Here is a 22,637-nt window from a genome sequence, read left to right on the forward strand (position 1 = left end):
ACGAGCTCGGCCGTGGATCTTCCACCGCGCCAACTGTGTCGCTCAAGGTGTGCGGGGAGGGCGATCAGCCCGGGTAGTAGGTGGATTCGGCCGCACTCACCCAGCCGGTCTTGTCGGCGTCGCTCGACCAGGGCCACGTGAATCCGAGGTTGTGCAGCTTCGCGACGTATGCCTCGTCCGTGCTGTCGCCCGACGCGACCGCGGTGCTTGCGGTGCGGGCAGCGTCAACCATGACGGGAGTTGTCGGTCTGGCCAGCCAACCCGGTGGAAGCATTGGATGCCCTTCTTTTTTGTTGTCGGTGTCCAGGTTCGGCCAGTATATGAGTGGGCCGCTGCCGCGGTTATTAAATGTAGGAAAATTGCCGCGGACCTTACAGAGCAAAGTGATCGGGAGATACGAGGCGTTCGCATTGGCTCCCCGCCGGCAGCGCCGAAGCGAGCGATGGCCGTGCTGACGCGGCTGCGAGTCGTGCAAGCCCGCCCGCGATGAGGGTCAGGCGATTCGCGGGTGCGCAAATGCTTGGCAACCAATGCCCAGCGGTGCGTAAGGAACTAGGCACCCGTCAATGCAGCGATTCGCCCTCTGCACGGAAACGACGCATCATCACACAAAATCCATGCGAAACAATTGCCTGCGGCATCTGTCGATATTGGACGCATTTGATACCCCGGACAAAGACGCGCTCGCGGATTCGCTTGACCTCAGTGCGGGAGCAGACGCCGGCCATGCGGTCAGCGCTTGCCTTCTGGCGACGATGTCCGAGCCGCCCCGCCGGCCATCGCAGTCGCAGTGCTTGCGGTCGGGCTAGCCCGCTCGTGCAGTAGCAATCTGGCACTGGCCGCACGTCCCCGGACACGGGAAATAGATAACCGGTGACACAACTTCCTCGGTACCGTCCTTTGGTTTAGCATTGCGACCCTTGGCAATCGACTTCGGATCGCCAGAAGCTGGCCGGCGCTGCATAATGGGCCAGGGAGGGGGTAAGGTCTTTGCGCTGGTGGGCAGCGTATTTGCGCCGACTGTCCCAGAATTGGTCGGGCCGTCCGCTGTATCACGCAAGAGGCGCCGCAGCGCTTTGGGCGGCGATTCTCCCGGCGGCAAACTGGAACGAGTCAGCAACGGGAAGGGACTTGGTTGTCGGGTGGGTGCAGCAAATGCGTTAGGCCCGTTTCGGGCGCTTCCCGGCGCCGGCGGTGAGATCCGGGGCGCCATGTGCACCTGCGCCCGTCGGGATGCATCCACCGCCGTGGTTTTTCGGCTCGAACTCAGTTAAGGGACCGACATGGATTTCGCGATCTTCCCCCCGGAGGTCAACTCTGGCCGGATGTATATCGGCGCCGGATCGGAATCGATGGTGGCCGCGGCAGAAGCGTGGGAGGGGCTGGCGTCCGAGCTGCACACGGCTGCCAATGCCTATCAGTCGGTGATCTCAGGGCTGACCGCCGGCCCGTGGCTGGGTCCGTCGTCCGCGTCGATGGCGGCAGCGGCCGCGTCCTACGTCGGTTGGCTCAGTAGCGCTGCCATGCAGGCAGAGGAAACCGCCATGCGGGCCAGGGCCGCGGTGGCGGCCTACGACGAAGCGTTCGCATCGACCGTTCCGCCGCAATTGGTCGCCGCGAACCGCGCTCTGTTCGCGAGGCTGGTGGCGAACAACCTGTTCGGACAGAACACCTCCGCGATCGCGACCACCGAGACGCAGTACGTCGAGATGTGGGCCCAGGACGCCGCAGCGATGTACGGATACGCGGGTGCGTCGGCAGCCGCGACGACATTGACACCGTTCGTCGCCGCGCAACAGAACACCGACCCGAGCGGGTCGGTCGGGCAAACGGCTGCCGTCAGCCGGGCCGCCGGCACCTCGATCGGCGAGGCGCAAAACGCCGTTTCGTCGCTCCAGCAAAGCTTCTCCGCGGTGCCAAACGCGTTGCAGGGTTTCGCGGTCGCAGCCCCTACCGCCACGAGCCCGCTGAATACATTGGCCGACCTGGTCTCGATCTTCGTCGACCTGCCGGCCGGACTTGCGAGCATTTTTGTCGACGTCCCGCTGAGCACCCTTGGCCTGGTGGCTCTTCCCTTCGACATCGGCGGTTATTACACCGGTGTCCACACCGATGACATCGTCAGTGGCTGGAACGGAGAACAGAGTTGGCCCGGCAGTGGACCAGCGCCCGTCAAGCCCTTCCCTGCGCCGCTGTTGAACCTGCGCCCCGGCACGATCCCGCCGTCGACGGTCTCCGCAGGTGTCGGCGAGGCCAACACGGTCGGGAACTTGTCGGTGCCGGCGACGTGGACCATCGCCACGCCGTTGGTACGTCCCGTCTCCTACACCCTGCCCGCGTTGCCCACCGCCGCCGCCGCCGGTGTGGTCGAGGAAGCGTCCGCACCGGGCTCGAGCACCTTTGGCCAGATGGCATTGGCGGGCCTGGCCGGGCGAGCGATCGCGGGCACCATGGGCGCCGGTGGCGGTAAGGGTGGCGGTAACGGGCCGGGAGTCGAACGCGTGCCGGCCCCCGCGGGTGAGGCCAACACCGCGCCGGGAGCGCCGGAGGACGGTGAAGCCGCGGCGCCGGAAACGCCGCCTCGGGCGGTGGTGACGGGAGTGGCGGCCGAGCTACGCGAATTCGCAAAGCTGCGCGACGAGGGAATTCTGACCGAGGAAGAGTACACCGAACAGAAAAACCGACTGCTCGGTCGCTGAGCCGCCGTTCGCCGACATCGCGATTATCCGAAAAGGGATGCGCTGCAATGGATTTTGGGATGTTTCCGCCGGAGTTCAACTCCGGTCGGATGTATGCCGGTCCCGGTGCGGCGCCGTTGTCGGCCGCGGCACAGGCCTGGGCGCAACTGGCCGACGAACTCTACGCAGCGGCCGGCAGGTTTGGAACGGTGGTGGCGGAGTTGACCGCCGGACCGTGGGCGGGCCCCACGTCGGCGTCGATGGCGGCTGCGGCGGCGCCCTATCTGGAATGGCTCAGCGGCATGGCTGCGCTGGCGGAGGAGACCGCCGCCCTAGCGACATCCGCGGTCGCCGCCTACGACGCGGCGTTCGCGGCCACGGTCCCGCCACCGATCATCGCGGCCAACCGCAGCCTGTTGGCGGCGTTGGTGGCGACCAACTTCTTCGGACAGAACACTGCGGCGATCGCCGCCACCGAGGCGGAGTACGCCGAAATGTGGGCCCAGGACGCCGCCGCGATGTACACCTACGCCGGTTCCTCGGCGGCCGCGACCGCGTTGACGCCGTTGACCTCGCCAGGGCAGAACACCGATCCGGCCGGCCCGGCCCGCCAGGCAGCTGCGGTCAGCCAGGCGGTCAGTGCGCCCGCCGGCGATGCACTAGGCGTCGTGTCCGACGTCGGCCATACATTTTCCGCGGTGCCCGCCGCGCTCCAAAGCCTGGCGACCGCGGCGCCGGCAGCCGCGTCGGACCCGCTTTCGACGTTGGCCGACCTGGTCACAATCTTCGTCAGCGCGCCGTCCAGCTTGCTCACTTTCGCGGCAATCCTCCCGCTCGTGGTCATCGCCGGCCCGGTCGATCTCCCCATCGCCGCCCTCGGCACCCTCATCGGTTTCCACACCGACGACATCGTTAGCGGGTGGAACGGCGAAGAGGTTTGGCCGGGGTACGGGCCCGCACCCGTCTGGAATTTTCCGGCGACCCTGACGAACCTGAGCCCGGGTGCGGTGCCGACGTTGTCGGCCGGCCTGGCCGAGGCCAAGGCGGTTGGGGGATTGTCCGTGCCGCAGGCATGGACCGTCGCCGCGTCGGAACTGCGCCCTGCCGCGTTGGCGTCGCCGCTTAGCAGCCTCGACAGCGCCATGGTGGCGCCCCTGGAAGTCGGCTCGAGCGACATGCTTGGCGACATGGGGGTGGCGGGGATGACCGGGCGCGCTATGGCCGGGGGCCCGAGCGGCGGCGGCGACGGCGGCAAGGTGACCGGCCAGCGCGTGGTTGCTCGCTTCGGCGGCGCGGTGCCCGGCAGCGATGGCCAGGCACCGCCCGTCAAGCCCCGGGTGGTGGTGACCGGAGTCGCCGCCAGGATCCGCGAGATCACCAAACTCCGCGACGAGGGACACTTGAACACCGAGGAATACCAGAAGCTGAAGAACGAGCTGCTCGGGCGTTGAAGCTGTTCGGCCTCGCGCAGGCCGGCAGTAGCCGGGGTCGGTAGCATGACCGCGACTAATGACTGATGAGGTCTCACCCATGAGAATTGTGCTGGCAAGCTACGGGAGCCGCGGCGACGTCGAGCCGTGCGCCGCCGTCGGGCGCGAGCTGCTCCGCCGGGGTCACGACGTGCTCATGGCCGTCCCGCCGGACAGGATCGGCTTCGTCGAATCCGCCGGGCTGACCGCCGCCGCTTATGGGCCGGACACGCGAGAGCAGATCACCACGGCCACGGATTTCGTTCAGCGCGTTCAGGATCCGATCAGCGCCCTGCCGAAAGTCATGGAGCGCGTCACCAGGGTGTGGGCGGAGAAGGGTACGGCGCTGGCGTCGTTGGCCGAAGGTGCCGACCTACTGGTCGCCGGGACGAACGAGCAGCGGCTCGCCGCCAATGTCGCGGAGCTCCACACCATGCCGTTCGCGGCGCTGCATTTCTTCCCCGCGCGGGCGCTGGAGCTCGGCGGGTTCCAGGAACCCGTCACGACGGTGGCCGAGGGCGCGCAACGCGAAGCCCTCGGCTTGCCCGACAAAGCCCGGCCGTCGGCCCGAGAAGTGCTGGAGATCCAGGCCTACGAGGAGTTCTGCCTGCCCGATCTGCGCGCCGAGTGGGGCGAATCGGCACATCGGCGGCCGTTCGTCGGGTCGCTGACGCTGGAAATGGCGACCGATGGCGATGACGAAATGTTGTCGTGGATTGCCGAGGGACCGCCGCCGATCTACTTCGGCTTCGGCAGCACACCGGTCAGCTCGCCGCCCGAGACGGTCGCGGTGATCACCGCGGCTTGCGAGCAGGTGGGCGAACGCGCGTTGATTTGCAGCGGCCCCAACGATTTCACCCAGCTCGAGCCGGCGGCCCACACCAAGATCGTGGACGCGGTCAACCACGCGGCCGTTTTTCCGGCATGCCGCGCGATCGTGCACCACGGGGGCGCCGGCACCACGGCCGCGGGCATGCGCGCCGGGGTTCCCATGTTGTTGCTCTGGCTCTGGCTCGACCAGCCGATCTGGGCGTCCGCGGTCAGCCGGTTGGAGGTGGGGCTTGCCAGACCATTCGCGGAATCGACCTACGATTCGGTGGTCGCGGACCTGCGCTCCCTGCTCGCCGCGGATCTCGTCACACGGGCCCGCGAGGTGGCGGCCCAGATGACCAAGCCCGCCGAGAGCGTCGCCCGGGCCGCCGACCTCTTGGAAGACGCGGCGCGCGCGGGCTGATCGCCCCGACGTTCAGTGGTGCGAAGCGGCCGGGTCGTGTAGAAGGTTCTGGGTCTCGCCGGGTAGGGATGCGCAGTGGAGGATTCGACGGCCTCGTCAGGTCTGGTCGCGGACGGCATGTACGTGCACGCCCTGCTCCGCTACCCCGTGAAGTCGATGCTCGGTGAAGCGGTCGCGACCCTCTTCGTCGATGAGCACGGCGCCGACGGGGACCGGCGCCTCGCGCTGCTCGACGCCGACACCGGGCACGTGGCCAGCGCCAAGAACGCCCGGTTGTGGCGGGGGCTGCTGAGGTGCACCGCGACCGCGGACGCCGGCCGTGTGACCATCGGCCTGCCCGATGGAACCAGCGTGGCGGCCGACGACCCCGGCGTCGACGACCGGCTGTCACGGCTGTTGGGGCGGCCGGTCCGATTGATCGCCCAGCGCCCCGAGGGCGCCACGTTGGTGCGCCCGGACCCGGAGAAGTTGCTCGAGTTGGGCCTGGACGCCGAGGTCGGCGGCCGGATTCTTCGGATCGCCCAGGCGACCCCGGGCGACGCCTTCACCGACGAAGCCCCGCTGCACGCGATCACCACGGCAACGTTGGAGCACATCGGCGTCGAGGCATTGCGCTACCGGCCGAACGTGGTGATCACCACGCCACCGGACTACCGGCCCTATGCCGAAAACGACTGGGTCGGTCGGGACATCGCCATCGGCGCTGCGCGGGTGCGGGCACTGACGGCCACCTCACGGTGCGTCGTGCCGACGCTCGAACACGGCCCATTGCCACGCGCTCCGCAGGCACTGCGCACCCCCGCGGCCGAGAACCGTTGGGACACAGGCGGTCACGGCGCCCAGCCGTGCGCAGGGGCTTACCTCGCCGCGCTGGCGGCGGGTGTGATCCGCGTCGGCGACCGCGTCGCCATCGGGTGATCAGCCGTGCCTGCCGCGGAGTCAGGCACCGAGGTTGCGAAGCGCGGTGTCGAGCTCCTCGGCCTGCTCGGCCAGCTCGCGTTCCGAAAGCTGCGCGCCTCCGGCCCGCTCCAGCACCTCCTGGCGCGTCGCGATCTGCAGGGCGCCACGGTAATCCGCGGTGTCCAACTCCGCCGGCGAGGCGACGTCGACGCGGCCCTCGATCGCGACCAGAACGGCCCGTTCGTCGTGCGAGTCCAGCAGGCGCCGGACGTCATCAGCGCTGACGGTCATGCCTGCCCCCTCGTGCCGGTTCGCATCGCACGAAATCCTTTCACGTTAAGCCCCAACCATTTTCATCACGAGCAGTACCGCGACCGCGAGGAACACCACGGCGAAGATGCCAACGCCGAGCACGGTGAGCACCGAACCCGGGGTGAACCGCCGGGTCGCGGGCGGTTGATGCTGGGCGACGCCCGAGGTCTGCGGCGCGGCGGGGGGCGTGGTCCCCGGCGGCACGCCGCCGCCCGGCTGCAGCCCGGGCGTGCGAACCGGATCGGGGTTCGGCGGATGGGCGGTCATCGCTGGTCCTTTCCGGAATGCTCGGCGTGGGACGCGCCGGCTTTCGCCCCGGGCCGTATCGCCACCCGAACGCAATCGTCTTTCTTGTTCTTGAACAGGTCGTAGGCGAGCACGCCTTCCTCGAGCGACAGGTCGTGGGTGATGAGCTTGGCGGGGTTGAGATCCCCCTGCTCGACGTAGTCGAACAACCGCGACATGTACCGCTGACCGTGCTGCTGAGCGGTCTTCAGGGTCAGCCCTTTGTTCGTCAGCACGCCGGTCGGAAACTTGTCGGTCAGCCCGTATACCCCGAGCACCGACACCACCCCGCCTTTGCGGCACGCCAGGATCGCCTGACGCAGCGCGGTGGCGCGGTCGGTCTCCATTCGCAGGAATTGCTTGGCGCGGTCGTAGAGCTGCTGTAGGCCGGTGCCATGGCCCTCCATGCCGACGGCGTCGATGCAGGCGTCCGGCCCGCGGCCGCCGGTCATCTCGCGCAGCGTCTCGTGGACGCTGTCGACCGCGGTGTAGTCGACCGTCTCCAGCCCGAATTCGCTGTGCGCCAGGGCCAGGCGCTCCGGAATCCGGTCGATGACAATCGCGCGTTCGGCGCCGAGCAGCAAGGCGCTGCGGGCGGCCATCAGACCCACGCCGCCGGCACCCCAGACTGCCACCGTGTCCCCGCCGGCGATGTCGCAGAAATCGGCGCCCATGAAACCGGTGGGCACCGCGTCCGACAGGAAGAGCGCCTGCTCGTCGCTGATGTCACCGGGAATGGCAAAGCAATTCGCGTCGGCGAACGGCACCCGCACGTATTGGGCATGCGAGCCCGCGTAGCCGCCGAACGGATGGGTGTAGCCGTAGATCCCCCCGGAGGGGTAGCCGAGCAGGGGCTGCTGCAGTTCGGCGTTGGGGTTGGTGGTGTCGCAGCACGAGTACATCTCGTGGTCGCAATACCAGCACTGGTTGCAGGCGATGAACGAGGGCACCACCACCCGGTCGCGCACCCGGGTCTCCCGCACCTCGGGACCCGTCTCCACGACGACGCCCATGAACTCGTGGCCGAAGACGTCACCTTCCCTCATCCCCGGCAGGTAGCCGTCGATGAAATGCAGATCCGACCCACACGTGGTGGTGAGCCGGACTTCGACGATCGCGTCATGGGGATTCAGGATTTTCGGGTCGTCGACCGTCTCCACCGACAGGTCGTTGACCCCGTTCCAGCACAGCGCGCGCATGCCTCGCCGCCTTTCGCTTACCGCGCGGACTTTCGCGCGCTCGGGTTCGTTCGGACGGTCGGCACCTCGCCGGTTTGCATCAGCGCACGCAGCCGGTAGAGGACCTTGAACGCCGCGGCGCCGGCCAACAGGTCCGGTGCCGGTGTAGTGGCCCGCAAGGTCACCTCGGTACCCAACTGCCCCGGCGCGGGGCGATAGGTCACCGTGATCTGCTTCGCGTCGCCCGTACCGACGAATCGAAGCCCCTCCGGTTCCGGGATCAGCTCCGAATCCCATACCGTTTTCGGCCCCGCGAGCAACCGCCAGCGATAACGGTCCGGGCCTCGAAGCTCGACCTCGGCGATGTCGCCGAGCACTATCGACATCTGCTCGGGATCGTGCCAGAACTGCTCGATCCGCTCGACGGGGCACGCGATCGTGACCGTCTGGCCCCCCGAGGGGCGGGGCTGCATGGCGGTGACCTTCTTCACCGCCCCCAGCACCTGGTCTTTGGCGAAATTCACGTAGTTCACGCCACTCCCTCCGTCGCGGCCTCCGTCGCGGCGTTGCATTCCCGCCCAGAACGCGCCCAAACGGGAGACGGAATTACTGTTCGAAGGGCGAAGCCGCCCGCCGCGAGGGCGTCGGCTATCGCGTTGCAGATGAACGCTATTCAGGCGGCGTCGCGGCCGGCAGCTACGCCTCCGCGTGCGGGGTTGGGCTTTGCGCAGACTCCCACTTCGATTCGAGCGACCTCGTCACGGTGGTACCCGCGGCCATGTCGAGCTGGAAGGTCTCCCCGTCGTCGTCCTCGAAGGTGACGACGTAGCCGCCCTCGGTGGAGTCTTTGAACACCACCTTGTAGGGCCGTTCACCAGAGCCGCGGTCGACGGCAATGATGTCGCCAGGGGAGACGTCGTCGATGAGGTCGTTACCGGAGACTTCGGACATACCGTCGACGGTAGCGGATTCAGGATCGGGACCCGTTCGGGACCGCGCCCCAGGCGGCCAAACATATTGCGGCCCTGCATATTTCGTTCACACCGGGCCCCTTACCCTGGCCTCGCGCGGGTGGGTGACCCAGGTCACACGCATGTTTGATCGGCGGCATCGGTGGAATGCCTGACTGTGGCACGCACGAACGAACTGAGTTCTTGGCTAACGCCGCAAGGAGACTGTCGAATGAGCGAACAGAACAAAGCCGACGAAGCGCGTCGGGGCCTGATCGATTCGGTGAAGGGCAAAGCCAAAGAGGTCTTCGGGGCTGTTACCGGCAACGAATCGCTGACCGCCGAGGGGCAACTCGAACAGAGCCAGGCCCACGAGCGCAAGGAGGCGAACGCGACGGAGGCCGTCGCGGAGGCCCAGGCCAACCGGGCACAGGACCGGGCCGCCGAAGCCCGGGTGGAAGGCGCCCAACAGCGGGTGGCCGCCAACGCGCAGGCCGTCGCCACCGAGGAATCGATCGAGGCGCGCGAGGCGGCCGAGAAGCGAGCTGCCGATCAGGCCGCACTGCAGCGGGCGACCGCCGAGAAGTCCCGGGCCGAGCTGGACGCGCAGCAGCAAGTGCAGCGCGCGAAGGCGGAAGAGCGCGCCGAGATCAGGGAAGCGTCGGAGGACATCGTCGACGCCGTCGCCGAGCACCAGACGTCGGTGCAGGTCGCCCGGCACGAAGAGTCCGAGGCCGACCGCCTCCGGCGCCAGGCTCGGAACGCGACCGACGAAGCCGACCTGCCCTGACGGCGGTCCACACACAGGAGAAGTTGATGAAGATATCCGAAGTCCCGTTCGCCGTTCTGCGGTTCCACTACCAGCTGGCCCGCTTCCCGTTGCAGTTGATCGAGGACCGGGTCGTCACCCGAATCCCGACCGAGGCTCCCGCGCGGCTGCTCTTCGAGCGCTCGCTCGGAATGCTGGACACCACGGTCGGCAATGTGCTCGACGACCCGACGCTGGTCGAACGCGGGACGGCGCTGGTGGACCGCAGCGACGCGCTGGGCCGCGCGGCCGAGCTGGACGCGAAGGCCGCAACCCGCAAGGAACGGGCCGACGCGAAGCTCAAGGGCGCCCGGGACGAGGCGATCGAGGACCGGCGGGAAGCCCAGGCGGCGACGCAGCAGGAGATCCAGGACGCCCGCAAGACCGCCGAGCAACGCAAACGCGAAGCGGCCCAGTCGGCCCAGCAGCAGAGCGCCGCGGCGAAACGCCGCGCCGACGAGGCGGCGGACCGGCAGAAGCGGACGGTGGAATCGGCCAAACGGCAGGTCGAGACCAGGACTCAGGCGGCCGAGAAGGCCGCGTCCAAGGCCGCGGCGGCGAAGATCGACGAAGCCGAGGACAAGCTGGGCGAGGCCGCCGAGAAGCGCACCGAGGCGGACCGCGTGGCGCAGCTGGCGGCCGCCGAAAGGCGGCAGCGGCAAGAGGAGCGCGCGAACGACTGACGCGTCAGGCGCGCGGCGCCGGACCCTGGTTGATCTTGTTGGCCGCGAACGTCGCGGCCTGGGCGGTCATCCCGGCGTCGATGTAGGAGACGTGCGCCATGATGTTGCCGCCCCCTGAGCAGATCGGATCGTCGGGGGCGCACAGGCTGATGGTCTTGGACCCGTACGCCGGGTTGATGGTCGGCAGCGGTTGGCCGCCCCACAGCATCGTGGAGAAGCCGCTGCTGGGCTCGCCGAACAGGGCGACGGCGGCGACGTGGTCGGCGACCGAGGCCGGCATCGCGTTGGTGGCCAGGTCGATCACGGTCGAGCCCTGGGAGTAGCCGCCCAGCACGATCTTGGAGTTCGGGCAGCTGGCGACGGTGTCCTGGATGTGCGCGCTGGCATCGTTGGAACCGGCGTTCGCACTGTTGTGGTAGTCGTCGTTGGCCGGGTAGTTGACCGCGTAGACGTCGACGGACTTCCCCCCGAGCTGGGAGGTGAGCGAGTCCACGAAGGCCTGGCCGATGTTGCCCAGACCGGGCTCCTGGTGAGTGCCGCGAGCGAAGACGACGGAGACGTCGGAGCAGGCGTCGGCGGAGGCGGCGGGCAGGCCCGTCGGTTCCCCGACCGGGATGGTCAGCGCCGCCCACGTCGTGACGACCGGGACCCCGACGATGCGAGCAAATCTGCGTGCACTCATGCCGGAATCCTGTCACACCACCGACCGCCGCTACGCCGGCGGTTCGCGCCGGGGTGCGGATGTGATCTCGTTCGAACCAGTCGCGTTGCGGCGCAACGGATGTGGTCAGCGCGCGGTCGGCCGGATGCGGATGGGGCCGGTCCAGTCACCATCGGGATCGACGACGTCGCCGCGCTGCGTGATCTCCACCTCGCCCGCTCTGGCCAGCCGCCGGGCGGCCTCCCGGGCGTCGGCCATCAGTGCGCGCCAACTCCCGCCGCCCACCGCCCGCGCGGCGTCCGAGGGGCAGATGCTGCTCCGCCGCCCGCGACGCCCGGCTAACGCGCGGATCGCGGATTCCAGCCGCTGCGCAACGGGCCCGTTCCCCAGCGCGATCCCGGCGTCGCGGGCGCCGCGGCCGCCGCCGTCGAGGACCCGGGCCAGCTCGGCGCGTAATCGGTCACCCGCTGGAGCAGTCAGCGGCCGCGCCATTCGGGCTTGCGCTTCTCGGCCCATGCCCGGAGCCCCTCGGCGACGTCCTCGGTCGCGCCGGCCACCTTGCGCATGGTCTCGCCGAACCGGACCGACTCGATCCAGCCCATGTCCGCCGTCCGCCACGCCACCTCTTTGGTCGCGCGCTGGGCCAGGGGAGCGGCCTCGGTGAGGGTCCGGGCCCACGATCTGGCCTCTTCCTGCAGGTCCGCCGGCTCCACCAGTTTCCACACCAGGCCGATCTCCTTGGCCCGTGCGGCGCTCATCGGCTTGCCGGTCAACAGCAGCTCCATGGCGTTGGCCCAGCCGACCCGCTGGGGCAGGCGGATGGCCCCGACGATGGTCGGCACGCCGATCGCCACCTCGGGGTAGCAGAACGTGGCCTCGGTGCTGGCGATGACGAAATCGCAGAACAGCACCCCGGTGAGCCCGTAGCCGATGCACGGCCCGTGCACGGCGGCGATGGTGGGCTTGAACAGCTCCATCCCGCTTTCGAAGGAATTGATCGTGGGCTTCTCCCAGAAGGTGCCGCCGAAGGTGCCGACCGAGCCCTCGCCGTCCTTGAGGTCCCCTCCCGCGCAGTAGACGTCGCCGTTGGCGGTCAGGATGGCGACCCACGCGTCCAAGTCGTCGCGGAACCGTTCCCAGGCCGCGTTCAAGTCCTGGCGCAGGGCGCCGTTGATGGCGTTGCGGGCCTCGGGGCGGTTGAGGGTGATGGTGGCGACGTGGTCGTCCAGCTCATACGTGACGAGGCTCATGGCTTCACCCTAGGGCGGCGAAGGGTGGGCCTTCGTCGGGGAACGGGCGCTCGGACTCGTCCCCGGCGCCGCGCTCGGCGGCGAACGGAACCGGCGGCGCGCCTATCCTGGCCCAAGTGGCCGAACTGTCCCCCGCGGAACTGCGCGCCCGCCTCGACGGTTTGACCACCCGCGACGCCGCGCGCCTCGGACGCCGTTTGAAGAATCTGCGCGGCGGCAAACCCGAGCAGCTGCGGCAGCTCGCCGAGCAGCTCGCGCGGGCCGAAGCGCTGGTGGCCTCGCGGCAGGCCGCGGTGCCCACGATCGTCTACCCCGACCTGCCGGTCAGCGAGCGGCGCCGGGAGATCGCGGACGCGGTGCGGGCCAACCAGGTCGTCGTCGTCGCCGGCGAAACGGGCTCGGGCAAGACGACCCAACTGCCCAAGATCTGCCTCGAAGCCGGGCGGGGTGTCCGCGGCACCATCGGGCACACCCAGCCCCGGCGGCTGGCCGCCCGCACGGTCGCGCAGCGCATCGCCGACGAACTGGGCAGCCCCCTGGGTGAGGCGGTCGGCTACAGCGTGCGTTTCACCGATCAAGTCAGCGACCGCACGTTGGTCAAGCTGATGACCGACGGCATCCTGCTCGCCGAGATCCAGCGCGACCGCCGCCTGCTGCGCTATGACACGCTGATCCTCGACGAGGCCCACGAGCGCAGCCTGAACATCGACTTCCTGCTGGGATACCTGCGCGAGCTGCTGCCGCGCCGTCCCGACCTGAAGCTGATCGTCACCTCGGCGACCATCGAACCGCAGCGGTTCGCCGACCACTTCGGCGGCGCGCCGATCGTCGAGGTGTCCGGGCGCACCTATCCGGTGGAAATCCGGTACCGGCCGCTGGAGCTCGCCGTGCCGTCGGGGGACGGCGACGATCCCGACGACCCGGACCACGAGATCGTGCGCACCGAGACCCGCGACGAGATCGAGGCGATCGTCGACGCGATCGGCGAGCTGGACGCCGAACCGCCCGGCGACGTCCTGGTCTTTCTGTCCGGGGAACGCGAAATCCGCGATACCGCAGAGGCTTTGACCGGTCTCCGGCATACGGAGGTGCTGCCGCTGTACGCCCGGCTGCCGACCGCCGAACAGCAGAAGGTGTTCGCGCCCCACACCGGACGGCGCGTCGTGCTGGCGACCAACGTGGCCGAGACGTCGCTGACCGTGCCCGGCATCCGCTACGTCGTCGACCCGGGCAATGCCCGCATCTCGCGCTACAGCCGCCGCCTGAAGGTACAGCGGCTGCCCATCGAACCGATCTCGCAGGCATCCGCACAGCAGCGGGCCGGCCGGTGCGGCCGGGTAGCACCGGGGGTGTGCATCCGGCTGTACTCCGAACAGGACTTCGACGCCCGGCCGCGCTACACCGATCCCGAGATCCTGCGCACCAACCTCGCCGCGGTACTGCTGCAGATGGCGGCACTGCAACTCGGAGACGTCGAAGACTTCGGATTCCTCGACCCGCCGGATCGGCGGAGTGTCCGCGACGGCGTGCAACTGCTGCAGGAGTTGGGGGCGTTCGACACCCACGGCGCCATCACCGAGCTCGGCCGTCGCCTGGCGCGGCTGCCGGTCGACCCCCGGCTGGGCCGGATGATCCTGCAGGCCGAAACCGAGGGCTGCGTACGGGAGGTGCTGGTGCTTGCCGCGGCGCTGACCATTCACGACCCGCGGGAGCGGCCCGCCGACCGCGAGGAGGCCGCCCGTCAGAAGCACGCCCGCTTCGCCGACGAGACCTCCGACTTCATGTCCTACCTCAACCTGTGGCGTTACCTCCGCGAGCGACGCAGCGCGTTGTCCGGCAGCGGCTTTCGACGCATGTGCCGAGACGAGTTCCTGCACTATCTGCGCATCCGCGAATGGCAGGACCTGGTCGGGCAGCTGCGCGGCATCGCCCGCGACCTGGGCATCGTGGAGTCCTCTGACGCGCGGGCGCCCGCCGATCCCGGGCAGGTGCACGCGGCGCTGCTGGCCGGGTTGCTCTCGCACGTGGGGTTGCGCCGTGAGGACGGGCGCGAGTACCTGGGCGCACGCAACTCGCGCTTCGTCCTCGCGCCGGGCTCGGTGCTCACCAAGCGGCCGCCGCGCTGGGTGGTGGTCGCCGAACTGGTCGAAACCAGCCGCCTGTACGGGCGGACCGCCGCGCGAATCCAGCCGGAGGCGGTCGAGCGGGTCGCCGGCGACCTGGTGCAGCGCACTCACAGCGAACCGCATTGGGACGCCCAGCGCGGTGAGGTGATGGCCTATGAGCGGGTGACGCTCTACGGCCTGCCGCTGGTTGCCCGCCGCCGCGTCGGGCTCGCCCGGATCGAGCCGGCCCAGGCCCGCGAGTTGTTCATCCGGCGCGCGCTGGTGGAGGGCGACTGGCACACCCGTCACCACTTCTTCCGCGACAACGCCCGCCTGCGCGCCGAGCTCGAGGAGTTGGAGGAGCGGGCGCGCCGCCGCGACCTGCTGGTCGGCGATGACGAGGTCTACGCGCTCTACGACGCGCGCATCCCGCCAAACGTCCTCTCCGCGCGGCACTTCGACGCGTGGTGGCGCAAGCAGCGGCTCAAGACGCCGGACCTGCTGACGTTCACGCGCGACGACCTGATGCGCACCGGCGAAACCGGCGACGCCGAGCGACCGACCGCCTGGCATACCGGCGGCGTCACGCTGCCCCTGACCTACCGGTTCGAGCCGGGCGCGGTGGACGACGGCGTCACGGTGCACGTGCCGATCGACGTGCTCGCGCGGTTGGGCGGCGACGAGTTCGCCTGGCAGGTGCCCGCGCTGCGCGAAGAGCTGGTGACCGCGCTCATCCGCTCGCTGCCAAAAGACCTGCGCCGCAACTTCGTTCCCGCCCCCGACACCGCGCGTGCCGTGCTGGCCGGAATCGACCCGGGGAACGAGCCGCTGCTGGCGGCGCTGCAGCGCGAACTCCGTCGCCGCACCGGCATTGTGGTGCCGGTCGACGCGTTCGATCTGGACAAGCTGCCCGCGCATCTGCGGGTGACCTTCGCCGTCGAATCCGCCGACGGTAGCGAACTCGCCCGCGGTAAGGACCTCGCGGCGCTGCAACAGCGGCTGGCCGCCAGCGCGCGCCGGGCCGTGGCCCAGGTGGTCGCCGGCGAGCTGGAACGGACGGCCCTGCGCGGCTGGCCCGACGGGCTCGACGCGCTGCCGCGGGTCGTCGAGCGAACGGTCGGCGGACGCGCGGTGCGCGGCTTTCCCGGATTCATCGACGCGGGCGGCGCCGTCGACCTGCGGGTGTTCGCGACGTCGGCGGAGCGGGACAGCGCGCTGCCGGCGGGCATGCGCCGATTGGTTCGGCTGAGCGTGGCGTCGCCCGTCAAAGCGGTTGAGCGGCAACTGAGCCCACGTACACGCCTGGTGCTCGGTGCGAATCCCGACGGGTCCCTGACCGCGTTGCTCGAAGACTGTGCCGACGCCGCGGCGGACGCGTTGATACCCGAGCCGGTGTGGACCCGCGACGAGTTCGCCGCGTTGCGCGATCGGGTGGCCAATTCGCTGGCATCAGCGACCACCGACGTGGTGGGCCGCGTGGAACAGGTCTTGGCCGCCGCGCAGGAGGTGCAACTCCTGCTGCCCGGGCGGCCACCACCCCCGCAGGCCGACGCGATCGCCGACGTGCGCACTCAGCTGGATCGGCTGCTGCCGGCGGGATTCGTCAGCGCCACCGGGCGCGCCCACCTCGCCGACCTCACCCGCTACCTGACCGCCATCCGCCGGCGCCTCGACCGGCTGCCGCACGGCCTCGACGCCGACCGGCAGCGGATGCAGCGCGTGCATGCCGTGCAGCGCGCGTACGACGAGTTGGCGCACTCGCTGCCAACCGCCCGGCGGACGGCGGCGGACGTCCGCGACGTCGCACGGCAGATCGAGGAATTGCGGGTGAGCCTGTGGGCCCAACAGCTGGGAACACCACGGCCGGTGAGCGAGCAACGGATCTACCGCGCCATCGACGCGCTGCGGGACGGATCGTGAATCAACGCCCTCCCACTCTCAACCTATAGCGTACCGGTGGGCTTGCGGCAAGGCCGGGGTGCTGCCGCACAATCGCTGGGCGAAAACGCTTTTGGCTTACAGGGGGTAAAGAATGCCGACCGACGATTGCGTAGACCATGCGGTGCTGGTCGCCGGGGGAGGACCGACGGGGCTGATGTTGGCCGGTGAATTGGCTTTGGCGGGCATCGATGTGGCGATAGTGGAACGGCGCGAGAGTCAGGATCTGATCGGCGCACGGGCCGGCGGCCTGCATGCGCGCACCATCGAGGTCCTCGATCAGCGGGGAATCGCCGACCGGTTTCTCGCCCGGGGCGAGGTCGCCCAAGTCGCGGGCTTCTCGCAGATCCGTCTCGACATCAGCGACTTTCCCACCCGGCATCCGTACGGACTCGCGTTGTGGCAGAACGAGATCGAACGCATACTCGCCGACTGGGTGAACGAGCTCGGGGTGCGGTTCTATCGCGGACGTGAGGTGGCGGGCATCGCGCAAGACGGGACCGGCGTGGACGTCGCGTTGTCCGACGGCCGATCGCTGCGCGCGGGGTACCTTGTCGGCTGCGACGGCGGACGCAGCGTGGTGCGCAAAGGCGCCGGCATCGAGTTCCCGGGATGGGAGCCGACCACCAGCTACCTACTCGCGGAGGCCGAAATCGACCCAGGCACCGGCGAGGCGCCGGAGTGGGGCATCCGGCACGACGCCCTCGGCGTCCATTCCCTCGCCCCCTCGGGGGACCGGGGGCTGGTGCGCGTCATGGTCACCGAACGGCTCCTGGGATCCAGCGGCGAACCGACACTGGCCGATCTGAGGGAAGGGCTCATCGCCGTCTACGGAACGGACTACGGGATCCGCAGTCCCGCTTGGCTTTCCAGATTCACTGACATGGCGCGGCAGGCGGCCACCTACCGCAGCGGGCGCGTGCTGCTGGCCGGTGATGCCGCGCACGTCCATCACCCGGTGGGCGGGCAAGGCCTGAACACCGGCGTGCAGGACGCCGTCAACCTGGGCTGGAAGTTGGGGCAGGTGGCCAACGGGGCGACGCCCGCCAGCCTGCTGGACACCTACCACGCCGAACGGCATCCCGTCGCCGCGCGGGTATTGCGTAACGCAATCGCGCAGATGGCGCTGCTTCGTCCGGACGACCGCACCAAGGCGCTGCGCGGTGTCGTGGCCGACCTGCTCGGCACGGATGAACCCCGCAGACGGTTCGCCGCCATGATGTCCGGCCTGGACATCCGCTATGACCTGGGTGACGGACACCCGCTGCTCGGGCGCCGCATGCCCGATCTCGACCTGGTCACCGCGACCGGCCCGCGGCGCGTGTTCACCCTGTTACACGCGGCCCGCCCGGTGCTGCTCAACCTCGGCGGAGCCGGCCGATTCGACGGCGCGTCCCGCGCCGGGTGGGTCCGGGTCGTCGACGCGGTATACGCCGGCGATTGGGAGCTCCCGGCGGTCGGCGCCGTGCAGGGCCCCGACGCGGTGTTGATTCGGCCAGACGGACACGTCGCCTGGGTGGGGGACCGAGGCGATTCCCGGCTTCAGGAAGCGCTCACAACCTGGTTCGGCACCCCATCGGGGGCTGCGCCTTAATCCGGGGGCTCGTTCTCCGAGCCGAGGGTGGGAGCGCTTTCGCGGTCGCTGGGCTTGCCGGCGACACCTTCGGCCTCCCGGTCGTCGGCGACCTTCTCCTCGAGCTGGTCGACGATGTCTTCCAGCTTCTGAGAGTGACCGCGCAAGTCTTTGTCGGGTTTCGTCATATCGCTTTCCGTCGACTGTGGCCGGCTACCGACCTGTCGCTATTCAATACCCCGTCCGCCGGGCGGTAACCGGGCGGGCGCTGTGATCCTCCTATCGCGGTCGCGGCGGCCGTCGGCCGAGCTAGCGGTGACGGACGCGACATCCGGCCGTGGCGGTGGAAGTATCGCAAGAGTGGCCGACAAGAAACCGCAGACCATCTCGTACCCGGCGGCCGGCGGGCGTCCGCGCCGTCACGAAACCGAGCCGCTCGACCCCCATGTCATCGTCCTGTTCGGCGCGACGGGGGATCTGGCGAAACGCAAGCTGATCCCGGGGCTGGCCTACCTTGACCAGTCCGAGCTCGCACCCGACATCCAGATCGTCGCGACGTCTTTGGAAGACCTCACCGACGACGGGTTTCGGGAGCTCGCGAAGGAAGCGGTCGATTCGTTCGGCAGCCACAAGCTCTCGGACGAACAGTGGGCCAACTTCGCCAAGATCGTCACCTATGTTCCGCAGGGACGCGGGCCGGAAGCTCTGGCCGAGGCCGTCGCCGAGGCCGAAGCCAACCTGGGTCCCAAGGTCAGGCGGCTGCACTACCTGTCCGTGCCGCCGAAAGCCGCGCGGGAAGTCATCTCCGTGTTGCGGGAGGCGAAGCTCGTCGACCGCTCGCGGGTGGTGATGGAAAAGCCGTTCGGGACCGATTTGGCCAGCGCGGTCGCGCTCAACGACTTCGTGCACGAAACGTTCGAGGAATCCCAGATCTTTCGGATCGACCACTTCCTCGGCAAGGAGGCGGCCCAGAACATCCTCGCGTTCCGCTTTGCCAACGGGCTGTTCGAGCCGATCTGGAACCGCAACTTCATCGACCACATTCAGATCGACATCCCCGAAGCCCTTGGCCTGGATCAGCGGGCGAGCTTCTACGAGGAGACGGGCGCGTACAAGGACATGGTGGTGACGCACCTGTTCCAGGTGATGGCGTTCGTGGTCATGGAGCCGCCGACGGCGCTCGAACCCTTTGCCATCAGCGAAGAAAAGAACAAGGTGTTCCGGTCGATGCTGCCGGTCAAGCCGTCCAACGTGGTGCGCGGCCAGTACAACGGATACCGCGACGAGGAAGGCGTGGCCAAGGATTCCGACACCGAGACGTTCATCGCCCTCAAGGTCGGCATCGACAACTGGCGCTGGGCCGGTGTGCCCATCTATCTGCGTACCGGCAAGAAGATGGCCGAGGGCATCCGCATCATCTCGATCGCGTTCAGGGAGGCGCCGCGGACGATGTTTCCGCCCGGCTCGGGCGTCGGGACCCAGGGCCCCGATCACCTCACGTTCGACCTCGCCGACAACTCGAAGGTGTCGCTGTCGTTCTACGGCAAGCGGCCAGGTCCGGGCATGAAGCTGGACAAGCTGTCCATGCAGTTTTCCTCGCAGGAGATCGACACCGTCGTGGATGTGCTCGAGGCCTACGAACGGCTCATCCTGGACGCGATGCGCGGCGATCACACGTTGTTCAACACCGCCGAGGGCATCGAATCATTGTGGGAGCGTTCGCAGGAGCTGCTCGACGACCCACCGCCGGCGAAGATGTACCAGCCGGGCACCTGGGGCCCCAACGCCATTCATCAGTTGATCGCACCCAACGCGTGGCGGTTGCCGTTCGAGCGGGAATGGCGCGATGCCAGGCCGGAGTGCTGAGCGTAGGGGTCAGCTCCGTTCGGCGCTGATGTAGGTGATGGCGTGCCGGAACTGCCTGAGCAGCTCGTTGTCGGGAAGGGTGAAGCCGTAGTCGGCGTATAACTGCTCGGTGGGATGCGCAGTGACGGCCCACCCGGCGGCGGCCAGGTGCTGGCCGGCGGGTTGGCGTTCCCCCTGCCAGACCAGTTCGGCGACATCGATATCGAGTCCGTGTTTGCGCCAGGCACTGCGCATGGCGCGGGCGCGCTCGTCGGTGAAGACGGCCATGTCGGTGATGTTTTCGGTGGCCAGCTTGCTGCCCGGCGCGCTGAGCGCCGTGATGTTGTCCAGCAGACGATCCTGGGCCTGCGGCGGCAAGTAGGGGAGCAGGCCTTCGGCGATCCACGCCGTGGGCGCGGTCACGTCAAAGCCACTGTCGCGCAGCACCTTTGGCCAATCATCGCGCAGGTCGATACCCACGGTCCGGCGTTCGGCGGTCGGTTCGGCACCGATCCGGGCCAGCGCGTCGCTCTTGAAGGCGATGACCTCGGGCTGGTCCACCTCGTAAACCACCGTGCCCGCCGACCACGGCAACCGGTAGGCCCGGGCGTCAAGCCCGGCGGCCAGGATGACGGCCTGACGGATCCCGCCGCTCGTCGCCACCGTCAGGAAGTCGTCGAAAAACCTGGTGCGCGCGGCGATCTGCTCGCGACGCTGCTGCAACGTCAGGGGCATTTCGTCGCTGTCGAGCGGGATTTGGCCGTCGAGCATTCGGACGAAGAACGGGTGACCGACCGCGCGCACCAAAGGCTCGGCGAACCGGTCGTCGAGCAGGGGATCCGGCTCGCGGGAGGCCAATGCCCGGGACGCGGCGACCATCGTCGCGGTCGCCCCGACGCTGGAAGCCAAATCCCAACTGTCGCCGTCTGTGCGCGCCGAACCAAATGATGACACTCGCCGCTCCCTCCTGGACCTCGGCCGCCGCCGGGCTGCGCGACAAACCTCCTGAGTGCGAAGGGTACTTTCTGCCTATGCCGCGCTCACCACGCACCCGCTGAGCCCGTCGACAGGAGGCGAATCACTCGATGGCACCGACGCTGCGCCCCCGGCGCTCCGCCCTCTACCTGCCGGGCAACAAGCCTCGCGCCTTGGAGAAAGGCAAATCGCTGCCCGCCGACGTGGTCATCTTCGACCTCGAGGATGCCGTGGGGCCCGATGCCAAAGCCGATTCGAGGGCCACGGTGTGCGAGGCGATCTCGTCGGACAGCTACGGCCGGCGGGAGGTCGTGGTGCGCATCAACGGTTTGGACACCGAATGGCACGACGAGGACTTGGCGGCCGTGGCCGGTTCCGCCGCCGACGGGGTGTTGGTGCCGAAAGTCGAGTCGGGTGACCAGGTGCGAACGCTGGCGGCCACGCTGGACGGGCTGGGCGCGCCGGAGGGGTTGCGGCTCTGGGTGATGATGGAGACGCCGCGTTCGTTCCTGAGGGCCGAGGAGATCGCCTCGGCCAGCGATCGATTGGCCGCGCTGGTGATCGGCACCAACGACCTGGTGAACGACCTGCACGGATTACATGTGCCCGGACGCGCGCCGGTCGTGCCCGCGTTGGGGTTGGCGGTGCTGGGCGCCCGGGCGGCGGGAAAGGTGATCCTGGACGGCGTCTTCAACGACATCACCGACGAAGACGGGTTTCGGGCCGAGGCCCGGCAGGGCCGCGAAATGGGTTTCGACGGCAAGACTTTGATCCATCCCGCCCAGATCGGCCCGGCCAACGACGTGTTCGGGCCGTCGCAGGAGGAACTCGCCGACGCCCGCAAGGTTGTCGCGGCCTACGAGGAGGCGCGGGCTACGGGCGCCAGTGTCATCACGGTGGATGGTCGGATGATCGAGAGCTTGCACGTCCGCAACGCTGAGCGGCTCCTCGCCCTCGCGGACCTCATCGCGGAGTTGGCGTCCGCCTCGTAGGCGTTCTGCTTATCGCTTGTCAACTCTGCCGGCGATCTGACCGGCTAGCTTGACGGCCAGGTCCGCCGGGTCCTTGCGGACCGCGCTGACATCAATCGCGACGTTGTTGCGGACCGTCAGCGCGCGCTGGCACGTCATGGTCAGCACGACGTTGCCGTTATCGCGAATTGTCATCGTCAGGGTCGTGCTCAACATCCCATTGGCGTTGGAGACCGGCCCCACCTGCCACCCCGTCTCGGGGGTGTCCTGCCCGGCCGGAGTGGTGAATTGGCGGTTGGCGCAGGCCGGCCAGCGCTGGACCGAGGTGGTGTAGAAGGCGTTGGCTTCCTTGGCGGTCGGGAACAGCACCAGCACCTGCTCCACCTCGGGGTCGGGTTCGTCGGAATTCGGGGGCAGGGAGGCAACTTCGTCGTCGCCGCTGACCGCGCTGTAGCCGCTGCCGGCATATACGGGAGCTTGCCCGGGGCCGATGGCGTAGACGCAGTCGTCCGGGAATTGCCAGCCCGCGGGCCACGGCTGCTTCGCGGCGTCGTCCTTCAGCTTGTCGTTCTTTTCCTTGCTCCTCGATCCGGTGGCACCCAGGGCGCTGTCGAGATCCGCGGACGTGAGCAGCAAGCCGGGCAGCGCGGCCTGCGCGACCGGGGGCGGGGTGGACGTTGTGGTCGACGAGCCGGGAGTGCCGCCGTTGCTGCCGCCGCACCCTGCAACCAGGATTCCGATCGCGGCGGCGGAGACGGCGGCTGATAGTCGGCGCATGTGGCTGTTCGTCCTTCGTGCTCGCGTTGCGCCGTCGAGCCTCCG

The 22,637-nt window shown here is 68.9% G+C and carries 22 protein-coding genes; 10 read left to right on the plus strand and 12 right to left on the minus strand.

Annotated features, from left to right (window positions below; translation table 11 throughout):
* Positions 1 to 64: 64 nt before the first annotated feature.
* On the minus strand, positions 65 to 232 hold the full coding sequence (locus tag HMPREF0591_RS31075; RefSeq protein ID WP_007170190.1) for a hypothetical protein: 168 nt from the start codon (positions 230 to 232) through the stop codon (positions 65 to 67).
* Positions 233 to 1,283: 1,051 nt separating this feature from the next.
* On the opposite strand from HMPREF0591_RS31075, the gene HMPREF0591_RS18610 reads away from it, so the two are divergent.
* The 4 genes from HMPREF0591_RS18610 (at position 1,284) to HMPREF0591_RS18625 (ending at position 6,299) form a co-directional block, all read left to right on the plus strand.
* Positions 1,284 to 2,699, plus strand: coding sequence for a PPE family protein, SVP subgroup (locus tag HMPREF0591_RS18610; RefSeq protein ID WP_007170191.1), 1,416 nt, complete (start codon positions 1,284 to 1,286; stop codon positions 2,697 to 2,699).
* A 47-nt stretch (positions 2,700 to 2,746) separates the two neighbouring features.
* Positions 2,747 to 4,129 (plus strand): PPE family protein, encoded by a 1,383-nt coding sequence (locus HMPREF0591_RS18615; protein ID WP_007170192.1) that lies wholly within the window; start codon positions 2,747 to 2,749, stop codon positions 4,127 to 4,129.
* 79 nt (positions 4,130 to 4,208) lie between these two features.
* Positions 4,209 to 5,381, plus strand: coding sequence for a glycosyltransferase (locus HMPREF0591_RS18620; RefSeq protein WP_040623090.1), 1,173 nt, complete (start codon positions 4,209 to 4,211; stop codon positions 5,379 to 5,381).
* A 117-nt stretch (positions 5,382 to 5,498) separates the two neighbouring features.
* Positions 5,499 to 6,299 (plus strand): MOSC domain-containing protein, encoded by an 801-nt coding sequence (locus HMPREF0591_RS18625; RefSeq protein WP_170826164.1) that lies wholly within the window; start codon positions 5,499 to 5,501, stop codon positions 6,297 to 6,299.
* A gap of 21 nt (positions 6,300 to 6,320) precedes the next feature.
* On the opposite strand, the gene HMPREF0591_RS18630 is transcribed toward HMPREF0591_RS18625, so the two are convergent.
* From HMPREF0591_RS18630 to HMPREF0591_RS18650, 5 genes are all read right to left on the minus strand, one after another.
* Entirely contained in the window at positions 6,321 to 6,572 is a 252-nt protein-coding gene (locus HMPREF0591_RS18630) for a hypothetical protein (protein ID WP_007170195.1), read from the minus strand.
* A gap of 45 nt (positions 6,573 to 6,617) precedes the next feature.
* Entirely contained in the window at positions 6,618 to 6,860 is a 243-nt protein-coding gene (locus tag HMPREF0591_RS18635; protein ID WP_007170196.1) for a DUF6480 family protein, read from the minus strand.
* Positions 6,857 to 8,077 carry a zinc-dependent alcohol dehydrogenase gene (locus HMPREF0591_RS18640; protein ID WP_007170197.1) on the minus strand — a complete coding sequence of 407 codons (1,221 nt, stop codon included), beginning with the start codon at positions 8,075 to 8,077 and terminating at the stop codon, positions 6,857 to 6,859. The genes HMPREF0591_RS18635 and HMPREF0591_RS18640 overlap by 4 nt, the downstream gene beginning before the upstream one ends.
* 17 nt (positions 8,078 to 8,094) lie before the next feature.
* Complete coding sequence (locus HMPREF0591_RS18645) at positions 8,095 to 8,589, minus strand: SRPBCC family protein (RefSeq protein WP_040623092.1); 495 nt, start codon at positions 8,587 to 8,589, stop codon at positions 8,095 to 8,097.
* A 163-nt stretch (positions 8,590 to 8,752) separates the two neighbouring features.
* A complete protein-coding gene (locus HMPREF0591_RS18650) occupies positions 8,753 to 9,007 on the minus strand; it encodes a hypothetical protein (RefSeq protein ID WP_007170199.1) in 255 nt (84 codons plus the stop codon).
* Between the two features lie 231 nt (positions 9,008 to 9,238).
* Between HMPREF0591_RS18650 and HMPREF0591_RS18655 the strand changes: the two genes are divergently transcribed.
* Together HMPREF0591_RS18655 and HMPREF0591_RS18660 are read left to right on the plus strand one after the other, a co-directional pair.
* Positions 9,239 to 9,796, plus strand: coding sequence for a CsbD family protein (locus HMPREF0591_RS18655; protein ID WP_007170200.1), 558 nt, complete (start codon positions 9,239 to 9,241; stop codon positions 9,794 to 9,796).
* A 26-nt stretch (positions 9,797 to 9,822) separates the two neighbouring features.
* Complete coding sequence (locus tag HMPREF0591_RS18660) at positions 9,823 to 10,497, plus strand: hypothetical protein (protein WP_007170201.1); 675 nt, start codon at positions 9,823 to 9,825, stop codon at positions 10,495 to 10,497.
* Positions 10,498 to 10,501: 4 nt separating this feature from the next.
* Here the strand turns inward: HMPREF0591_RS18660 and HMPREF0591_RS18665 are convergent, their stop codons facing one another.
* From HMPREF0591_RS18665 to HMPREF0591_RS18675, 3 genes are all read right to left on the minus strand, one after another.
* Positions 10,502 to 11,179, minus strand: a complete 678-nt coding sequence (locus HMPREF0591_RS18665; protein WP_007170202.1) for a cutinase family protein — start codon at positions 11,177 to 11,179, stop codon at positions 10,502 to 10,504.
* A gap of 105 nt (positions 11,180 to 11,284) precedes the next feature.
* Positions 11,285 to 11,650, minus strand: coding sequence for a DUF3253 domain-containing protein (locus HMPREF0591_RS18670; RefSeq protein ID WP_007170203.1), 366 nt, complete (start codon positions 11,648 to 11,650; stop codon positions 11,285 to 11,287).
* Entirely contained in the window at positions 11,635 to 12,408 is a 774-nt protein-coding gene (locus HMPREF0591_RS18675; protein ID WP_007170204.1) for an enoyl-CoA hydratase/isomerase family protein, read from the minus strand. The genes HMPREF0591_RS18670 and HMPREF0591_RS18675 overlap by 16 nt, the downstream gene beginning before the upstream one ends.
* 116 nt (positions 12,409 to 12,524) lie before the next feature.
* Here HMPREF0591_RS18675 and hrpA point away from each other — a divergent pair, with 116 nt between their 5' ends.
* Positions 12,525 to 16,433: an ATP-dependent RNA helicase HrpA gene (gene hrpA, locus HMPREF0591_RS18680; RefSeq protein ID WP_007170206.1), complete on the plus strand. Its 3,909-nt coding sequence runs from the start codon at positions 12,525 to 12,527 to the stop codon at positions 16,431 to 16,433.
* 112 nt (positions 16,434 to 16,545) lie between these two features.
* On the plus strand, positions 16,546 to 18,045 hold the full coding sequence (locus HMPREF0591_RS18685; RefSeq protein WP_007170207.1) for an FAD-dependent monooxygenase: 1,500 nt from the start codon (positions 16,546 to 16,548) through the stop codon (positions 18,043 to 18,045).
* Here HMPREF0591_RS18685 and HMPREF0591_RS33160 read toward each other — a convergent pair.
* Positions 18,042 to 18,212, minus strand: a complete 171-nt coding sequence (locus tag HMPREF0591_RS33160) for a hypothetical protein (protein ID WP_007170208.1) — start codon at positions 18,210 to 18,212, stop codon at positions 18,042 to 18,044. The genes HMPREF0591_RS18685 and HMPREF0591_RS33160 overlap by 4 nt on opposite strands.
* Before the next feature lie 172 nt (positions 18,213 to 18,384).
* Between HMPREF0591_RS33160 and zwf the strand changes: the two genes are divergently transcribed.
* Positions 18,385 to 19,890 carry a glucose-6-phosphate dehydrogenase gene (zwf, locus tag HMPREF0591_RS18690; RefSeq protein WP_007170209.1) on the plus strand — a complete coding sequence of 502 codons (1,506 nt, stop codon included), beginning with the start codon at positions 18,385 to 18,387 and terminating at the stop codon, positions 19,888 to 19,890.
* 9 nt (positions 19,891 to 19,899) lie between these two features.
* Here zwf and HMPREF0591_RS18695 read toward each other — a convergent pair whose 3' ends face one another.
* Entirely contained in the window at positions 19,900 to 20,823 is a 924-nt protein-coding gene (locus HMPREF0591_RS18695) for a class I SAM-dependent methyltransferase (RefSeq protein ID WP_007170210.1), read from the minus strand.
* Between the two features lie 131 nt (positions 20,824 to 20,954).
* Here HMPREF0591_RS18695 and HMPREF0591_RS18700 point away from each other — a divergent pair, with 131 nt between their 5' ends.
* Positions 20,955 to 21,836, plus strand: a complete 882-nt coding sequence (locus tag HMPREF0591_RS18700; protein ID WP_007170211.1) for an HpcH/HpaI aldolase/citrate lyase family protein — start codon at positions 20,955 to 20,957, stop codon at positions 21,834 to 21,836.
* A 9-nt stretch (positions 21,837 to 21,845) separates the two neighbouring features.
* Here the strand turns inward: HMPREF0591_RS18700 and HMPREF0591_RS18705 are convergent, their stop codons facing one another.
* On the minus strand, positions 21,846 to 22,592 hold the full coding sequence (locus HMPREF0591_RS18705; protein ID WP_007170212.1) for a sensor domain-containing protein: 747 nt from the start codon (positions 22,590 to 22,592) through the stop codon (positions 21,846 to 21,848).
* Positions 22,593 to 22,637: the final 45 nt, after the last annotated feature.

The sequence above is a fragment of the Mycobacterium parascrofulaceum ATCC BAA-614 genome, assembly GCF_000164135.1.
Classification (GTDB): Bacteria; Actinomycetota; Actinomycetes; order Mycobacteriales; family Mycobacteriaceae; genus Mycobacterium; species Mycobacterium parascrofulaceum.

Coding starts and splice junctions, on each gene's coding strand:
- HMPREF0591_RS18615 (WP_007170192.1), top strand. CDS start 2,747: ATGGATTTTGGGATGTTTCCGCCGGAGTTCAACTCCGGTCGGATGTAT.
- HMPREF0591_RS18665 (WP_007170202.1), bottom strand. CDS start 11,179: ATGAGTGCACGCAGATTTGCTCGCATCGTCGGGGTCCCGGTCGTCACG.
- HMPREF0591_RS18635 (WP_007170196.1), bottom strand. CDS start 6,860: ATGACCGCCCATCCGCCGAACCCCGATCCGGTTCGCACGCCCGGGCTG.
- HMPREF0591_RS18625 (WP_170826164.1), top strand. CDS start 5,499: ATGTACGTGCACGCCCTGCTCCGCTACCCCGTGAAGTCGATGCTCGGT.
- HMPREF0591_RS18620 (WP_040623090.1), top strand. CDS start 4,209: ATGAGAATTGTGCTGGCAAGCTACGGGAGCCGCGGCGACGTCGAGCCG.
- HMPREF0591_RS33160 (WP_007170208.1), bottom strand. CDS start 18,212: ATGACGAAACCCGACAAAGACTTGCGCGGTCACTCTCAGAAGCTGGAA.
- HMPREF0591_RS18705 (WP_007170212.1), bottom strand. CDS start 22,592: ATGCGCCGACTATCAGCCGCCGTCTCCGCCGCCGCGATCGGAATCCTG.
- HMPREF0591_RS18670 (WP_007170203.1), bottom strand. CDS start 11,650: ATGGCGCGGCCGCTGACTGCTCCAGCGGGTGACCGATTACGCGCCGAG.
- HMPREF0591_RS18650 (WP_007170199.1), bottom strand. CDS start 9,007: ATGTCCGAAGTCTCCGGTAACGACCTCATCGACGACGTCTCCCCTGGC.
- HMPREF0591_RS18655 (WP_007170200.1), top strand. CDS start 9,239: ATGAGCGAACAGAACAAAGCCGACGAAGCGCGTCGGGGCCTGATCGAT.
- HMPREF0591_RS18685 (WP_007170207.1), top strand. CDS start 16,546: ATGCCGACCGACGATTGCGTAGACCATGCGGTGCTGGTCGCCGGGGGA.
- HMPREF0591_RS18700 (WP_007170211.1), top strand. CDS start 20,955: ATGGCACCGACGCTGCGCCCCCGGCGCTCCGCCCTCTACCTGCCGGGC.
- HMPREF0591_RS18630 (WP_007170195.1), bottom strand. CDS start 6,572: ATGACCGTCAGCGCTGATGACGTCCGGCGCCTGCTGGACTCGCACGAC.
- HMPREF0591_RS18610 (WP_007170191.1), top strand. CDS start 1,284: ATGGATTTCGCGATCTTCCCCCCGGAGGTCAACTCTGGCCGGATGTAT.
- HMPREF0591_RS18675 (WP_007170204.1), bottom strand. CDS start 12,408: ATGAGCCTCGTCACGTATGAGCTGGACGACCACGTCGCCACCATCACC.
- HMPREF0591_RS18660 (WP_007170201.1), top strand. CDS start 9,823: ATGAAGATATCCGAAGTCCCGTTCGCCGTTCTGCGGTTCCACTACCAG.
- HMPREF0591_RS18640 (WP_007170197.1), bottom strand. CDS start 8,077: ATGCGCGCGCTGTGCTGGAACGGGGTCAACGACCTGTCGGTGGAGACG.
- HMPREF0591_RS31075 (WP_007170190.1), bottom strand. CDS start 232: ATGGTTGACGCTGCCCGCACCGCAAGCACCGCGGTCGCGTCGGGCGAC.